This is a genomic window from Kribbella sp. CA-253562, from assembly GCF_050942265.1.
Taxonomy (GTDB): domain Bacteria; phylum Actinomycetota; class Actinomycetes; order Propionibacteriales; family Kribbellaceae; genus Kribbella.
The window spans coordinates 4,917,337-4,933,437 of sequence record NZ_CP192049.1 but is presented as its reverse complement, the minus strand read 5'-3'; the positions used below and the strand labels follow the sequence as shown (position 1 = coordinate 4,933,437).

14 protein-coding genes are annotated in these 16,101 nt (G+C 70.5%); 10 read left to right on the top strand and 4 right to left on the bottom strand.

Going from position 1 to position 16,101, the window contains the following annotated elements; genetic code table 11:
- Positions 1-49: 49 nt before the first annotated feature.
- Positions 50-466: a YybH family protein gene (locus tag ACQPXM_RS23285; protein ID WP_432936575.1), complete on the bottom strand. Its 417-nt coding sequence runs from the start codon at positions 464-466 to the stop codon at positions 50-52.
- An 88-nt stretch (positions 467-554) separates the two neighbouring features.
- Between ACQPXM_RS23285 and ACQPXM_RS23280 the strand changes: the two genes are divergently transcribed.
- From ACQPXM_RS23280 to ACQPXM_RS23270, 3 genes are all read left to right on the top strand, one after another.
- Positions 555-1,370 carry an aldo/keto reductase gene (locus ACQPXM_RS23280; RefSeq protein ID WP_432936573.1) on the top strand — a complete coding sequence of 272 codons (816 nt, stop codon included), beginning with the start codon at positions 555-557 and terminating at the stop codon, positions 1,368-1,370.
- 93 nt (positions 1,371-1,463) lie between these two features.
- The gene (locus ACQPXM_RS23275) at positions 1,464-1,997 is read left to right on the top strand and encodes an EF-hand domain-containing protein (protein ID WP_432936571.1); all 534 of its coding nucleotides are present in this window, start codon (positions 1,464-1,466) and stop codon (positions 1,995-1,997) included.
- A 164-nt stretch (positions 1,998-2,161) separates the two neighbouring features.
- Positions 2,162-2,791 carry an SRPBCC family protein gene (locus ACQPXM_RS23270; protein ID WP_432936569.1) on the top strand — a complete coding sequence of 210 codons (630 nt, stop codon included), beginning with the start codon at positions 2,162-2,164 and terminating at the stop codon, positions 2,789-2,791.
- Here ACQPXM_RS23270 and ACQPXM_RS23265 read toward each other — a convergent pair.
- Both ACQPXM_RS23265 and ACQPXM_RS23260 read right to left on the bottom strand, forming a co-directional pair.
- The gene (locus tag ACQPXM_RS23265) at positions 2,776-3,645 is read right to left on the bottom strand and encodes a DMT family transporter (RefSeq protein ID WP_432936567.1); all 870 of its coding nucleotides are present in this window, start codon (positions 3,643-3,645) and stop codon (positions 2,776-2,778) included. The two genes, ACQPXM_RS23270 and ACQPXM_RS23265, sit on opposite strands and share 16 nt — an antisense overlap.
- Positions 3,646-3,808: 163 nt before the next feature.
- On the bottom strand, positions 3,809-4,384 hold the full coding sequence (locus ACQPXM_RS23260) for an HdeD family acid-resistance protein (protein WP_432936565.1): 576 nt from the start codon (positions 4,382-4,384) through the stop codon (positions 3,809-3,811).
- Between the two features lie 153 nt (positions 4,385-4,537).
- Here ACQPXM_RS23260 and ACQPXM_RS23255 point away from each other — a divergent pair, with 153 nt between their 5' ends.
- From ACQPXM_RS23255 to glsA, 7 genes are all read left to right on the top strand, one after another.
- A complete protein-coding gene (locus tag ACQPXM_RS23255) occupies positions 4,538-5,047 on the top strand; it encodes a hypothetical protein (RefSeq protein WP_432936563.1) in 510 nt (169 codons plus the stop codon).
- A gap of 83 nt (positions 5,048-5,130) precedes the next feature.
- On the top strand, positions 5,131-5,964 hold the full coding sequence (gene qcrC, locus ACQPXM_RS23250; protein WP_432936561.1) for a cytochrome bc1 complex diheme cytochrome c subunit: 834 nt from the start codon (positions 5,131-5,133) through the stop codon (positions 5,962-5,964).
- Positions 5,965-6,118: 154 nt separating this feature from the next.
- Positions 6,119-8,773: a LuxR C-terminal-related transcriptional regulator gene (locus ACQPXM_RS23245; RefSeq protein ID WP_432936559.1), complete on the top strand. Its 2,655-nt coding sequence runs from the start codon at positions 6,119-6,121 to the stop codon at positions 8,771-8,773.
- Between the two features lie 188 nt (positions 8,774-8,961).
- Complete coding sequence (locus ACQPXM_RS23240) at positions 8,962-10,491, top strand: leucyl aminopeptidase family protein (protein WP_432936557.1); 1,530 nt, start codon at positions 8,962-8,964, stop codon at positions 10,489-10,491.
- Positions 10,488-12,155 carry an AbgT family transporter gene (locus ACQPXM_RS23235; RefSeq protein ID WP_432936555.1) on the top strand — a complete coding sequence of 556 codons (1,668 nt, stop codon included), beginning with the start codon at positions 10,488-10,490 and terminating at the stop codon, positions 12,153-12,155. The genes ACQPXM_RS23240 and ACQPXM_RS23235 overlap by 4 nt, the downstream gene beginning before the upstream one ends.
- 9 nt (positions 12,156-12,164) lie before the next feature.
- Positions 12,165-13,961, top strand: coding sequence for an SLC13 family permease (locus ACQPXM_RS23230; protein WP_432936553.1), 1,797 nt, complete (start codon positions 12,165-12,167; stop codon positions 13,959-13,961).
- Between the two features lies 1 nt (position 13,962).
- The gene (gene glsA, locus ACQPXM_RS23225) at positions 13,963-14,961 is read left to right on the top strand and encodes a glutaminase A (RefSeq protein ID WP_432936551.1); all 999 of its coding nucleotides are present in this window, start codon (positions 13,963-13,965) and stop codon (positions 14,959-14,961) included.
- A 2-nt stretch (positions 14,962-14,963) separates the two neighbouring features.
- On the opposite strand, the gene ACQPXM_RS23220 is transcribed toward glsA, so the two are convergent.
- Positions 14,964-16,085: a S1C family serine protease gene (locus tag ACQPXM_RS23220; protein WP_432936549.1), complete on the bottom strand. Its 1,122-nt coding sequence runs from the start codon at positions 16,083-16,085 to the stop codon at positions 14,964-14,966.
- Positions 16,086-16,101 lie beyond the last annotated feature (16 nt).

The following is a 16,101-nucleotide window of genomic DNA, read 5'->3' as shown; positions in this document are numbered from 1 at the left end:
GATTGCAGGACTCGGCGCGCTGTCGTTCGTCGCCCGGTGGCGGGATCCGTCAGGGGGTCAGATCGCGGACCGCCAGGCCCGTGGCCAGGTCGACCGGCAGGGACACGTGTTCGTGAGTGATCAGCCAGCCGTGGTCCCAGCGGCGGCAGACCGACGTCGAGCGGAGCCACTGGCTGATCCGGGGACCGTTCACCAGGGTCCCGCCGGCGCGGATCAGCATCGAGGCGACCGCGACGTCGCCGTCGGCGGTGACGGTCAGTTCGCTGAGTTCCTGGCCGATCGGGCCGGCGAAGCCCTCGAACCAGTGGGTGAACCGGCCGCGCAGGGCGGCGGATCCGACGTACTGCAAGGGCGGGACGACGTCGAAGTACACGACGTCGGGGGAGTAGAAGGCCAGCAGCCGCTCGAGGTCCTTGGCCCGGATCGCCTCGGACCGTTGCTCGAACAACGTGTTGATCTCGTCCACCGGTCTCCTCCGTCCACGTCGGCAACCGCCAGCATAGGCAGCCGGGGCGCCGCCCGGCGGCCGAAGCGGGTCGGCGAGAATCCGGACCATGACGAACCTGGTGGGACGCGTTGCGCTCGGGCTGGCGGGATTCTCGCTGGTCGCCCGGGACCGGTCCGCGGATCTGGCGACGATCCGGGAGGGCATCGCCGCCGGGACGGCGATTCTCGACACCGCCCGGGCGTACGCCCAGGTCGAGGCGCCCCTGTACGGCGAGGAACTGGCGGCGGAGGCCGCGCGCGGGTCCGGCGTACTGATCGGGACCAAGGGCGGCCACTCGCGCACCGGCGCGGACACCTGGGACGCCGACATCAGCGCGTCCCGGATCCGCTCGGACGTGGAGACGAGTCTGCGCGTCTTCGGTGCGGATCGCCTGGACCTGTACTACCTGCACCGGGTCGATCTCGCCGAACAGCCGGTCGAGGAAGGGGTCGCCGCCCTCGTGTCGCTGCGTGACCAGGGCAAGGTGGCGCGCATCGGTCTGTCCAACGTCACGGTCGAGGAACTGGAACGCGCGACGGCGATCACCCGGGTGGACGCCGTACAGAATCGACACACCGCGCTGGGCCGTGAGTCCGCGGACGTCGTCGCGTGGTGCGAGGCGAACGCCGTTCCGTTCTTTGCCTACTCACCCCTTCGGTCCGCGGCGCCGGCTCCGCGGCTGACCGCACTGGCGGACTCCCGCGGCGTCTCACCGCAACGGTTGTTGCTCAGGGCCCTGCTCGAGTCCTCGCCGGTGCTGTCGGTGGTCTCGGGGGCGACGCGGCCCGTGACGGTGCTGGACTCGCTCGCGGCTGAGCATGAGCCGTGGGACGAGGAGCTGCAGGCGGCGTACACACAGGATCTGACCGAAGTGGCCCGGTAACACGACGCGCACAAATGGTTGCTCAGAGTGCGCAATCCGCCGATCTCGCGTAGCGTCCGAAGCGGACACCGGGAACGGTGAAAGGGGAGCGACATGGCCAGTGAGTTCCAGCGGCGCAAGGTGGCGGGGGTCTTTCACGCGATGGACGCCGACGGCAACGGTTATCTCGACGAGTCGGACTTCGTCACGCTGACCGAGCGCTGGGCGGGCGTGCGCGGCTGGGAGCCGGGCACCGCGAACCACGACCGGATGCGGACGATCATGATGGGCTGGTGGTCGGCGCTGGCGACGCTGTCCGACGCCGACCACGACGACCTGGTGTCGCTGGACGAACTGATGAACGTCGTCGACCAACTGCCGGCGATGGGCGACGCGGTGTACGCGACGGCGGACGTGATGTTCGACGCGATCGATCAGGACGGCGACGACCGGATCGCTCTGGCCGAGCACAAGCAGGTGGTGTACGCCTGGAAGGGCTCCGACGACGGTGTCGAACAGGTCTTTGCGAAGCTCGACGCCGACGGCGACGGTCAGCTGTCGCGCGAGGAGTTTCGCGAGCTGTGGTCAGGCTTCTGGCGCGGCGACGACCCGGCGTCGCCGTCGCAGTGGGTGCTCGGCACGTACTGAGGTGGAGGCGGCCCCGGAGCTGCTGGTCTGAACTGCCGGGACCTGGAGGCCGCCCAACCCTCGAAATGCACAAGCCGGGCGCCTCGTACTTTCCAGGTGCCCAGGGCGAATCATCCGCACCATCGACTGTCGCTTATATAAGCTCGTCCTGCTACTTTGGAGCGATGAGCGACATCATCGACCAGCTCAACGCGGTGACCAGGGGCCTGGACCGGACGACGATCCCGGCCGGCGCGGCGCGCAGCATCGTGCTCAGCCGCAGCTACGAGGCCGCGATCGAGGACGTGTGGGACGCGCTGACCACCGGTGATCGCATCGGCCGGTGGTTGCTTCCGGTGGAAGGCGACCTGCGGCTCGGGGGCACGTACCAGTTGAAGGACAACGCCCGAGGGGAGGTTCTCGCCTGTGAGCCCCCGTGGATGCTGCGCATCACCTGGGTGTACGGCGAGAACGCCACCGCCAAGGACGTCAGTGAGGTCGAGGTGCGGCTGGATCCCGACGGCGACCGGACCCGGCTGACCCTCGCGCACGCGGCAGTCGTCGAGGACGAGACCTGGAACCGGTACGGCCCCGGTGCCGCGGGGGTCGGCTGGGACCTCGGCCTCGTCGCGCTCGACCGTCACCTGCACGGCCAGTCCTTCGAGTCGGCCACCTGGGAATCCAGCCCCGACGGCAAGCGGGCTGCCACGCACAGCTCCGCGGCCTGGGGTGCGGCGGCCGTTGCCGCCGGCACCCCAGCCGACCAGGTCACTCAATGGGTCGACGCCACGACCGAGTTCTACACCGCCGACTGAGGCCGTTCTTGGCGGGCCTGAAGCAAGACCGCTGCGAGCAGTACCGCCGCGCCGGTGAGGCCGAGAGGTGACAGGTGCTCATGAAACGCCAGTACGCCGATGAGTGCGGCCAGGAGTGGTTCGATCAGGGCGACGACGGCGGCGGTGGACGCGCGGATCGATCGGAGGCCGGTGTAGAAGAGCGCGTAGGCCACAGCGGTCGGGACGAGACCGAAGTACGCGAGCAGGGGCCAACTGACCGGTGCCGGGACGATTCCTCCGATCATTGCTAGCGGCAACAAGATCGCCGCGCCGGTCGTGAAGCCCAGCAAGGCGCTGGTCACCGGGTCCTGCCGATCGCGGTTGAGCAGGGTGGTGAGTGCGTAGCCGGCGCCCGAGAGCAGGGAGAACGCGACGCCGGTGATCGACGCGCCACCGGTGGCTCCGCCGTCCGAGACGAGAAGAGCCAGCCCGAGCACGGCGAGCAGCAACGGACCGGTGATGCGCTCGCGGGCGCCGAGGGCAATGAAGAGCGGACCGACACCCAGCGAGACGACGGTCGCGACGGCGACTCCGACCCGCGGGATGGCGGCGAAGTAGCCGAGTTGGCAGACGGCGAGGCCCAGCCCGCTCAGGACGTAGCGCACCGGCGCCGCGGCGAGTTGCTGGATGATCGGGCCGCGCCCGAGCAGGCGGCAGGCAGCGGCCAGCCAGACCGCGCCGCCGAGCAGGCGCCAGAAGGAGATCGCTGTCGAGTCCAGGCCGCTGCTCCGGAAGAGCAGGGCGCCGGTGGGACCGCCGGTGCCCCAGGCGATGCCGGCCAGGGCGACGTACAGCAGACCACGCGCCGACGACGGCGCGAGACGGTGGTGCATCAGACACTCCAGGGTGTTCGCACGAACAGATGAGGGCGTCTGCGAACAGCCCGAACAAGCCCGGGGCACAGACCCGGGCGCGTTGAGATCGGCCGTCCGCTAAGCGGCGGCCGGCGGAGTGATCAAACGATGCATGTCCGGGAGCTTAGCAATCCCGAGACGGTCAGGCGCGGGACTTTTGCGACCGCAGCAGCAGGCCCGAGGCGAGGAAGACCAGGCCCCAGGCGATCGCCATCGTTCCGAGCAGTACGGCGATGCCGACCGCGGCGCGGCCGGGATTGGTGACGAACAGAACTCCGAGTACGGCCGACAGAACCGCGCCGGGCAGGAAGAGCCAGCGAGCGGTGACGACCTCGCGGCGGAAGGCCGCGACGGCTTCGAAGAGACCTCGCAGGATCAGCCACACGCCGAGGATCCGGGTCAGGGTCGTCGCGGTCAGGCCGGGACTGGAGATCGCCAGCACGGCCGCGGCGAGGCCGGCCACACCGAGCAGCAGGTAGCCGAAGCGGGATCGGCCCGGATTCGACTGGAAGGCCTGGACCAGTGCGCCGATTCCCTCGAAGAGCGCCCAGCAGCCCCACAGCAGCACGAGTGCGAGCCCGGTCGTGACCGGCCACACGACAGCGAGAACGCCGAAGACGACACCGCCCGCTCCGCGCATGATCAGCGTTCCCGGCTCGGCAGCAGGCAGCGGCCCCTCGCCGTGGCTGCCGACGGGGGAGCGGTCGCTGGTGGTCACACCGGGCATCTTCCCGCCCGGCAGGCGGCCGGTGGATCACCCGGTTCGGGTGAGATCGCGAGGCTGGAAGTTGCTCTAAGCAACGTTTCTGAACGAGGTCTCGACGGCCTGCCGGTCCGCGCGTAGTCTGCGGGTGGCGGCAAGGAGGGCGTGATGAACCAGGGCTTGCTGAACTCGCTGACGGACGCCGAGCGGATGCTCGCGGCCGAAACCGAACGGGACGCGCTGAAGGGCTTGGACGAGGACGAGCTGCTGGACCTGCACCAGCGCATCCGCCGGGTCCGGACCAAGTACGTGAAGAACTACCGGCGAGGCGCGAGCGCGGCGGTGGTACCCGCCGGTGGCCGGGGCAAGGCCTACCCGCGCAATCAGCGGGACCGGGACAAGGCGGAGCTGTTCGAGTCGGCGCTGGCGAGGGTCAGCCGCGAAGTGGCGACCGCGGCCAGTCGCGCGTCGACGCGGCTGCGCAGCGAACGGATCGAAGCGGCGCGGGCGGCGAAGTCGGCTGCCCCGGCGAACTCGGCGGGCCCGGCGAAGGCGGCCGCTGCGCCGCCGGTAACGGGCACCAAGGTGCGAGCGACGAAGACCACCGGTGGGCTGAAGAAGGACGCGTCCTCGCGCGCCGCCGGCGCCCGCCGCCAGGCCAAGCGCGACGCTCGCTGATCGGCGCCCTCGCCCGAATCGGGTGATCACGAGCGTGAGGCGGTCGGGTTGCCTGGCTGCCGTCGGCACGGGGAGGTCCACAGATGCGAAGGCGTGGGAGGCTCGCCAGGGCGCTCGTGGTCGGGGCTGCACTGGTCACCGTCGGGCTCGCGTACGCCGTACTGGTCCCGAACGGCGCCGAGGGTGCGGACGGGCCACAGTCCCAGCAGATCGAGGAAGGACGGCGGCTGTTCGCGGTCGGTTGTTCCAGCTGCCACGGGCTGCAGGCCGAAGGCGGAAGCGACGGTGAAGGCCGCGTGGCCGGGCCGACGCTGATCGGCGTCGGTGCGGCGGCGGTCGACTTCCAGGTCAGCACGGGACGGATGCCGGCCGTGCAGACCGGTGCCCAGGTGCCGCAGAAGCCTCGCGTCTACACCGACGAGGAGATCGCCGCGCTGGCGGCGTACATCGCTTCGCTCGCGCCCGGACCCGCCGTACCGGCCGAAGAGTCGTACGACGTCAGCAAGGTGACGCAGGAGGAGCTCGTCCGGGGCGGTCAGCTGTTCCGGACGAACTGCACGGCCTGCCACAACTTCGCGGGCCGTGGCGGCGCCCTGCCGCACGGGCGGTACGCGCCGACGTTGATGGGCACGACGCCGCGCAACATGTACCAGGCGATGCTCACCGGACCGCAGCAGATGCCGGTCTTCTCCGACGCCGTCCTGCTCCCGGAGGACAAGCGCGCCGTGATCGCCTACATCGTCAGCCTGCAGGAGCAGACCGACCCGGGCGGTTTCGGCCTCGGGCGGCTCGGGCCGGTGTCGGAGGGGCTGTGGGGCTGGCTGCTGGGGATCGGAGCGCTGATCGCGGTGGCGGTCTGGATCGGCGCCAAGGTGCCGCGCGTCCACCGCCGGCCGGAACGGCCGAAGGGCGACTGAAACAAACGCCTGCCCTGCGGACGAGCACGCAACGCTGCCCCTTCGCCCTCTGCCGAAATCGCCCGAGACGGGTTAGTGTCGGAATTTCGAAGCCGACAGCACAGGGGAATCGTTCTTTCACAGGGCACGCCCACCCACGGGAGGGGTGACGCGCGTGACGAGTTCACACGACGGCCGCACGACCGGGCCGCCGAGACATCCGACCGGAAAGGTCCCACGGCCGCCACTCACGCTGGTACGGCGCGAGCGGCTCCACTCTGCCCTGGATCTCGGGGCCCGGTCCTCGTTGACGATGCTGGTGGCGCCGGCCGGCACGGGCAAGACCGTGTTGCTGTCGGACTGGGTGACGCGTCGCCAGAAGTCGGGCCGGCCGGTGGTCTGGGTCTCCGGCCAGTCGCCCGACGTACTGGGTGAGGTCCTCGAGCAGCTGGCAGGGGCGGACGACTCGACGCCGCCGGATCCGGTCGTCGTCGACGACGCCCACCTGCTGCCGGCCTCGACGGTCGGCGAGGTGTCACGCGTACTGCAGCAATCGCCCCAGGCCGTCCGGCTGCTGCTCGCCACCCGGTACGACCTGCCCCTGCCGGTGTCGGAGCTGGAGCTCGGCGGGCTGGCGTTGACGTTGCGCTCGCGGGATCTGAAGTTCGACGACGCCGAAGCGACCGAACTGGTCCAGGCGCACGCCCGGAACGCGACCGCCGACGACATCATGATGTTCCAGGAGAAGACGGCCGGGTGGGCGGCGGCGCTGGTGCTCGCCGCGCGGAGGCTCCAGGCCTCCGGGGAGGCCGCGTGGCCGCTGATCAATCAAGGACCCGTGCTCGATCTCCTGCTCGGTGAAACGTTGAGCACGCTCGACGAGCGGGTTCAGGCGATGCTGTTGAGCACGTTCGGCGCGCCTTGTCTGACCGAGCATCTGGCCACCGTGCTGAGCGGTGATGCCGAGGCCGGCCCGATGCTGGCCGAGCTCGCCGGCAACGGTCTCCTGGTGACCGCGTACGCCGAGGGTCCCGGCAGCGATCCGCAGTACCAGTACCACCCGCTGCTGGTCGAGCTGCTCCGCCGCCGGACCGCGGCGAGCGCCGACGACAAGCGCCTCGTCGTCGAAGCGCACCGCCGATCGGCCCTGTACCACGAGGACCGCGGCGACCGTGTGGCCGCGCTGCGCGGCGCGCTGGGAGCCGACGACCCGGCGCTGATCGAGCGGATCCTGCTCCGCCATGGGCCCGCGCTGCTGGCCGCCGGTGAATCCCGCCTGGTCGAGGCCGGCTTCGAGACGCTCCCGATCGGGTACGTCGACCAGCATCCCCGGCTGTTCGGGGTCCGCGGGCTACTGCGGCGCGTGACCTGCAACGTGGCCGGCGCGATTCTCGACGCGGTGGCGGCCGACAGCCGGGTGCCGGAGCCCGGCCAGTCCACGCCGGACGACGACGCGCTGGCCGCGGACGCCGTACTGCTGCGGCTGTGGCAGTCGCGCTACGGCTGGTACGACGTCGACGTGGCGATCGCCCGCGCGCGAAGCCTGCTGACGCTGGAACCCACGGCCGGCGACGACGGGCCGCGCACCGTGCTCGGCCCCGAGCGGCTGGCCTGGCTGCTGATCGAACTGGCCGCCGCGGAGACCTGGGCCGGTGACCTCGACGCGGCGCTCACGGATCTGGACGAGGCTCTGGTGAGCGCGCGGATGGCCGGCCACTCACGGCTCGTCGCCGGGGTGCTCGCGCACCGCGCGGTGGTGCAGTTCGTGCGTGGCCAGATCCAGAACGCGGCGCGGTCGGCGCAGGGTGCGCTGGACGCGGGCGAGGGGGCGACTCTTGCGCCGGAATACGTCGTACGGGCCCGGGTGGTGCTCGGATTCGCTGCGCTGAACGAGCTCGACCTCGACACCGCGTGGCACTGTCACCAGTTGGTGGCGGCGATCGATGTGGCGGGATCGGACACGGTGGTCGCCGCGCTGCGGACGATGCTGCGCGCCGCGTTGCTGATGGAGGTCGGACGACTCGACGAAGCGGTGAGCGAGTTGACCACCGATCCGGCCTCGGCCGGCCCGATGCCGTCGTTCCTGTCCAGGGACCTGGCGCTGCTGCGGATCCACCTCGCCGTGCTGATCGGTGACCTGCCCGGCGTCGAGACGCAGGTGGGTGTGCTCGAGCGAACCGGCAACGAGGCGGAGGCCCAGCTGATCCGGGCGATGATGTCGATCGTCCAGGGAGACGTCCGGACCACCTTGGCGTCGATGGACGAGGTGCTCGACAGTCCGGGCCTGTACCCGCCACTGGCCGCGGCGGCCGCCTCGTTCCGGACCGTCCTGCTCGCCAGGAGCGGTGACGAACCGGCCGCTGACGCCGCCCTGGTGGACACCCTGAACCGCGTCACGCCACAGCACCTGCTGCACGCGGTGGTCTCGGTCGGTCAGGAGCCCAGCTTCGTGGACCGGTTGCGCCGGCACGTCACCGGCCCGAACCCGCATCCGTTCGCCGCGATCGCGCTGGAGCGGCTGGCGGGCGAGCCGGCCGGTTGGCACGAGGCCGGCGGGATGACCTTGCTGGCCCGGACCCGGCCGGACCAGCACCGCCCGGTCCGGCGTCGCCTGGACGCGGTGGTCAACGGCGCCCGGATCCAGCTGACCGCGCGCGAGGGCGACGTACTGGGAGAACTGGCGCTGGGCAGTTCGTACACCGAGATCGGGCAGGCGCTGTTCATCACCGAGAACACGGTGAAGACGCACCTGATGTCGCTGTACCGCAAGCTGGGCGTGGAGAAGCGGTCCGCGGCGTTGCGCGTCGGCCGGTCCGTGGGCCTGCTGTAGCCGGCCGGGTCCATCCCCCGTACCGGGTGAGCGAACCGGTTCGGAGCGCAATCACCTTGTTCGGAGGAAGTCGCGGGCGGACTGCGCTGATGGGATGAGGCGTCCGCGCGGCAACGGTGACGGACCAGTGCCCGGGGCCGGTCCATCGGCGGGTTCGGCGTCCGCGCGCACCGGCCGGAGGAGGTTTCGTGAGCACGACGACCAAGGACGACTTCGATCCGATTCCCTCGACCCGTCACCGGATCCACGTCGGTGTCGGTTCGCTGCGGCAGGCCGAGCAGGAGACCGACGCGATCGCCGTGCCGGTCGCCGCCGACGGGGAGACTCCCGCCGAACTCGGCAGCGACCCGGCCGCACTGGCGTCGGCCGGCTTCACCGGACAGCGCGGCCAGTCCCTCGTGCAGCCCCGGGCCGACGGCCCGGTCCGCGTCGCGGTCGGGATCGGCACCGGCCGGGAGATCGACGTCGCGCTCGTGCGTGACCTGGCGGCGGACTTCGCCAGGGCCGTGCCCTACCACCGGCGACTGGCGGTCGAGGTGCCGTCGGGCGACGTCGGGGTCTCGGTCGCGGACTTCGCCCAGGCCGTGACCGAAGGCGTGCTGCTCGCGCGCTGGCGGTACTTCCTCGGCCGCGACGCCGACCGGCCCACCCTGGAGTCCCTGCTGGTCGTGGCCTCCGACTCCGACGCCGAACAGGCCCGCGCCGGAGTCGAGCGAGGCCGGCTCGTCGCGGAGGCGTGCAGCCTGGGCCGCGACCTGGCCAACTGCCCGGCCGCGACGCTGTCCGCCGTACGGATGGCCGAGATCGCGGTGGACGTCGGTACGGCGTCCGGGCTGGAGGTGGAGGTCTACGACAAGGACCAGCTGATCGCCATGGGATGCGGCGGCCTGCTCGGCGTCAACCGCGGCAGCGTGCAACCGCCCAGGATGGTCCGGCTGCGCTACCAGCCCGAGAACCCGACCGGCCGGATCGCGCTGATCGGCAAGGGCATCATGTACGACTCCGGCGGCATCAGCCTCAAGCCGAGCGACGAGTCGCACGCCCAGATGAAAAACGACATGACCGGCGCGGCGACCGTGCTCGCCTCGATGACCGCGCTGCGGGACCTGGGCTGTACGGCCGCGGTCACCGGCTACCTGATGTGCACCGACAACATGCCGTCGGGCTCGGCGATGATGCTCGGCGACGTGCTCCGGATGCGCAACGGGACGACGGTCGAGGTGCTCAACACCGACGCGGAGGGGCGTCTGGTGATGGCCGACGGACTGGCGCTGGCGACCGAGGAGCCGGTCGACGCGATCGTCGACATCGCGACGCTGACCGGTGCCTGCCTGCGCACGTTCGGGATCGAGATCGCCGGGGTGATGGGCAATCACGCCGCGGTGGTGGAGCAGTTGCGGCGTGCGGGTGACACCGTGGACGAACCTGTGTGGGAGCTGCCACTGCACCGCTCGTACCGGTCGCAGCTCGATTCGCCGATCGCGGACATGACCAACATGGGCGGCGTGAACGCGGGGTCGATCACCGCCGCGCTGTTCCTCGAGGAGTTCGTCGGCGGCTTGCCCTGGGCGCACATCGACATCGCCGGTACGGCGCAGTCGCCGGAGGCGAAGGGCTGGCGGAACAAGGGCGCGACCGGCTTCGGCACCAGGCTGCTGATCGAGTTCGCGCTGCGGTTCGCCCGTCCGCGGGACGGCTCCGGGGCGGCGACGCCATGAGTGCCAAGACGGTCGGGGACAAACCCGTCAAGGCCGGCGGGATGCAGCGAGTGCTGGACGGCATCGAGCGGGTCGGCAACAAGGTCCCGCACCCGGCACTGATCTTCCTCGGGCTGATCGTGATCGTGATCGTGACGTCCCAGATCCTGTCCTGGGCCGGAACGAGCGTGACCACCGAGGTCGCCGAGCCCGCCACCGTCGAGGTGGCGCCGGAGTACCCGGGCGGAACGAGTGTGCCCGGCAACGACGCGCCGCCGGCGCCCCCGGTACCGGACTTCGAGGTGCGCGAGGAGACGATCACCGCCGAGAGCCTGCTGACCGGCGACGGGATCCGGTTCATCTTCACCACGGCCGTGCAGAACTTCAACGACTTCGGTGTGGTGGCGGTGATCCTGGTCGCGATGATCGGGGTCGGGGTCGCCGAGGAGGCGGGCCTGATCGCGGCGCTGATCCGCAAGATGGTCAAGGTCGCGCCCAAGGGTGCGATCACGTTCATCATCGTGCTACTCGGCGGCATCTCCAGCGTCGCCTCCGACGCCGGCTATCTGGTCCTCATCCCGCTCGGCGCGGCCGCGTTCGCGTCGCTCGGGCGCCATCCGCTGGCCGGCATCGCCGCGGCGTACGCCGGAGTGAGCGCGGCGTTTTTCGTGAACGTGCTGATCACCCCGGCCGACGGCATCATCACCGAGGTGACCAACGAGACGATCGCGCTGGTCGCCCCCGACGTCACCCTGAACGTCACGCACAACTTCTACTTCAGCATCGCCGCGACGATCTTCTGCGCGGTGATCATGACCGTGATCACCGAACGGGTGCTCGAACCCAGGCTCGGCAAGTACGACCCGGCCGAAGCTCCCTCGGACGCCCCGGCCGACCACCAGCCGTCCGACGAGGAGATGGCGCTGGAGTCGCGCGGACTGCGGTTCTCGGTCTACTACCTGCTGGTCGCGATCGCGATCGTCTCGGCGCTGACCTTCATCCCGGACGCTCCGCTGCGCAACCCGGAGACCGGCGAGATCTTCGGGTCCTCACCGTTCATGAGCAGCCTGCTGTTCATCATCTCGATGCTGTTCCTGGCCGCCGGGCTCGGCTACGGCCGTGGTGCGAAGTCGCTGACCGGCAGCACCAACGTGATCAACGCGATCGTGAAGACCTTCAACGGCCTGGGCGGACTGATCTTCCTGATGCTGCTGATCGCCCAGTTCATCGCCTACTTCAACTACACCAACATGTCGACGCTGGCCGCGACCGGCCTGGCCGACCTGCTGGAGCGGGCCGACATCGGCGCGCTGCCGCTGCTGATCGGGTTCATCGTGCTGGTGCTGATCATCGACCTGATCATGCCCGGGGTGATCCCGAAGTGGGCGATCCTGGCGCCGATCTTCGTCCCGCTGTTCTACCGGCTCGGCATCGCGCCGCAGACCGTCGTCGCGGCGTACCGGGTGGGTGACGGTCCGGCCAACGTGATCACGCCGCTGATGGTGTACCTGCCGTTCATCGTGCTGGTCTGCCAGAAGTACCGCAAGAAGGCCGGTCTGGGCACGGTGGTGTCGATGATGCTGCCGTACACGTTCATCGTCCTGGTGGCCTGGACCCTGTTCTACGTGGCGTGGTACCTGATCGGGATCCCGTGGGGGCCGTCCTCCCCGGTGCACTCCGGCTAGGGCGGCGCCATGGATGACGGCACGGTGAGCCTGATCATCCTCGGGCTCACCGTCGTACTGTTCGTCTGGAACCGGCTGCCGGTGGAGCTGGTCGCGGTGCTCACCGCGCTGTCGTTGTGGGCGACCGGGGTGCTCGACTTCACCGAGATCCTCGCGGGCTTCGGCGACCCGGTGGTGATCTTCATCGCGACCCTGTTCGTGGTCAGCGAGGGCGTCGACTCCACCGGCGTGACCGTCTGGGCGGGTCAGCAGATCGTCCGGCACGCCGGCACCACCCGCGGCCGGCTGCTGATCGCCGTCACCGGCCTGTCGGCCGTCCTGTCGGCGCTGATCACGCTGAACGGCGCGGTCGCGGCGTTGCTTCCGCTGGTGGTCATGCTCGCCGTGCGGATCGGGCAGCCGCCGTCACGGATGCTGATGCCGCTCACCTTCGCCGGCAGCGCCGGATCGTTGCTGATGCTGACCGGTACGCCGGTCAACATCATCGTGTCCGACGCGGCGGCCGAAGCCGGGGCGGGTGCGTTCCCGTTCTTCTCGTTCGCCGTGGTCGGCGTCCCGCTGGTGATCGGCACGATCGCCCTGTCGGTGCTGCTCGGGCCCAAGCTGCTGCCGGCGGCCCGGCCGGCTCATCCGGCCGCCGATCTCGCCGTCCACGCTCAGACCCTCAGCGCCCACTACTCCCTGCCCGACGGCCTCTACCGGCTGCGCGTTCCGGAGCTGTCGCCGTTGCTGGGCCGGACGGCGGACGACGTCGACCTGACGCCGTACCCGGACGTCGTGATCGTCGGCATCCAGGACGGCAACGGCAGGGCCCGGGCGGACGCGGCGATCGACGTCGGTGACGTCCTGGTGGTGTCCGGCCCGACGGAACAGGTCGACAACTTGACCACGGACTCGATGCTCGCGGTCAGCATGGCGCCCACGCCGGTCGACAGCCTGATCAGCCGGGACGCCGGGGTCGTGGAGGTGGTGATCCCGCCGCGCTCGTCGCTCGTCGGTGAAACGGTCTTTCCCGGTATGCACCGTGCGCACGACCTCGTCGTCATCGCCGTCCAGCGGATGGGCAAGGACCGCGGCAAGAAGCACACCCAGCTGGCCGAGGGAGACGCGCTGGTGGTCTACGGTCCCTGGCCCGCGCTCGACGAGCTCACCAAGGACCGCGACGTGCTGCTGGTCGACTCGCCGGAACTGGTCAGGCGGCAGGCAGTGGCCTGGGGACCGAAGGCATCGGTCGCCGTCGCCGTGCTCGCCGCCATGGTCGTGCTGCTGGCGACCGGCGCGGTGCCGCCGGCGATGGCCGGTCTGCTCGCGGCGACCGCGTTGGTGCTGACCAAGGTGGTCGGACCGCGCCAGGCCTATCGCGCGATTTCCTGGCAGATCGTCGTACTGATCGGTGCGCTGATCCCGCTGTCGGCCGCCATCCAGTCCAGCGGTGGCGCGGACCGGATCGCCGATCTGATCATCGACGCGGTCGGGCCGGGCCGGCCGTACCTGTTGCTGCTGGCACTGTTCGTGCTCACCGCGGCACTGGGGCAGATGGTCAGCAACACCGCGACAGTCCTGATCGTCGCGCCGATCGCGGTGGCGGCGGCCGAGGGCACCGCGACGTCCGTCCAGCCGGTGTTGATGCTCGTCGCGGTCGCCGGTGCGGCGTCGCTGCTGACTCCGGTGTCCACTCCCGCGAACATGATGATCATGAGCCCGGGCGGGTACCGCTTCGGCGACTACTGGAAGCTCGGGCTGGTCGTGATGACCTGGTGGTTGCTGACGGCAATGATCATCGTCCCGCTGGTCTGGCCGTTCTGAGATGGCGGACGCCGAGCGGTTCGTCTCCACCGGTGGTCTGCCCGCGGTGGCCACTGTCGGTGAGCTGGTTCAGGCGGCGTACAACAGGTTCGCGGGAGTGACGTCTGGTGCGGTCTCGGACGTCTATCCGGCGCTGTCCCGCGCCGATCCGGACTGCTTCGGGGTGTGTGTCGCGGCGATCGACGGGCAGGTCTTCGAGGCGGGCGACGCCCGGCGGCCGTTCACGATCATGAGTGTCGCCAAGCCGTTCGTGTTCGCGTCGATCTGCCAGGCGGTGGGCGTCGACACGGTCCGCGACCTGGTGGGGGTGAACGCGACCGGGCTGGCGTTCAACTCGGTGCAGGCGGTCGAGCGCTCCAGGGCCGGCCGGACCAATCCGATGGTGAACCCCGGCGCGATCGCGGCGACCAGCCTGACGCCGGGCCGATCGCTGGAGGAGCGCTGGCGGTTCGTCCACGAAGGGTTGTGCCGCTTCGCCGGACGTGAGCTCCTGCTGGACGACGAGGTGCTGACGTCGGCGCTCGCCACGAACCACCGCAACCGGGCCTTGGCGGCGCTGCTCAAGAGCCTCGGTGGTCTGGCCGGCGATCCCGACGACGCGGTCGAGCTCTACACCCGGCAGAGCTGCCTGAGCGTCACCGCGGTGGACCTGGCCAGGATGGGCGCGACGCTGGCGGACGGCGGGGTCTGCCCGGCGACGCAGCAACGGGTGGTCGACCCGGACGTCGCCCGGGTGACCCTGGCCGTGATGACGATCGCCGGGCTGTACGAGACGTCGGGGGACTGGTTGCTCGACGTCGGCGTGCCGGGCAAGAGCGGGATCGGCGGCGGTGTCGTCACGGTCTCGCCCGGTAAAGGTGCGCTCGGGACCTTCGGGCCGCGGCTCGATCAGGCCGGCAACAGCGTCCAGGGTCAGCTGGCCGCGCGCTTCCTGTCCCGCCGGATCGGTCTCGACCTGCTGGCGTCGGAGCCGGTCGCACCCGCCGTCGTTCGGCCGTGAGGCTACGGCGCGGCCAACGTGAGCGTCGCGGTGGCTGACTGCCCGGCCCGCAGGTACGTCAGCTCCAGAGTGTCGCCGGCCTGACGAGTCAGGGTCGCGACGACGATCTGCTCGCTGCTGACCGCCGGTTCGCCACCGATCTGCGTGATGACGTCGCCTGCCTTCAACCCGGCCTTGGCGGCGGGCCCAGCAGGATCGACCGCCAGCACGAAGAGACCGGACGGTGCTCCCGTCGCCTCGACGACGGCGGGCGGAATCTCCTGGACCTGCAGACCGGTGGTCGGATGCCCCGGCTGCCCGGTGCGGATCAGTTCGTCGGCGATCGGTTTGGCCAGGTCGACCGGAATCGCGAACCCCAGGCCGACGCTGCCGCCACCGCCGACACCGGCGGCGTTCGGCACGGTGGCGATCGCGGCGTTGACTCCGACCAGCCGTCCGGCGCAGTCCACCAGAGCGCCGCCGCTGTTGCCGGGGTTGATGGCCGCGTCGGTCTGGATCGCGCCGATCAAGTGGTGGGTCACGCCGTCGCCCGGTACGGGCACGTACCGGTCCAGCGCACTGACGATGCCGGAGGTCACCGTACTGGCGAGCCCGAGCGGTGCGCCGAGAGCGACGACGGGCTGGCCTATTCGCAAGGTCGCCGACGAGCCGACGCCGATCAGCGGATAGTCCTTCGCGGCGTCGGACGCCTGCAGTACGGCCAGGTCCGTGCTCGGATCACGGCCGACGATCACGGCCGCCGAGCCGCGGCCGTCGCTGTACTGGACCGACACGCTGCCACCGGCCGCGGCGGCGACCGAGATGACGTGGTCGTTGGTGAGGATGTAGCCGCCTTCGGTGATGATCTGTCCCGAGCCCGTGCCGGCCTGGGCACCGCGGCGCGCGGAGATCGTGACGATCGACGGCAGGACCTGGTCGGCCACCGGGACCGCGGCGCACATCGCCGTACCGGCGTCGTCGGCCGAGGAGGACGCGTCGGCGCGGGGTCCGTCGTCCCGGACGGCGATGAAGATCAACGCGGTGACGAGAGCGCCGACGAGTACGCCGGCGACAATCGGGACCAGGCGGCGGACGTCGCTCCACCGGGTCGGACGGGTCGGTGGTTCGCCGTCGGGTTGAACCATCTCGACCTCCCTCCGC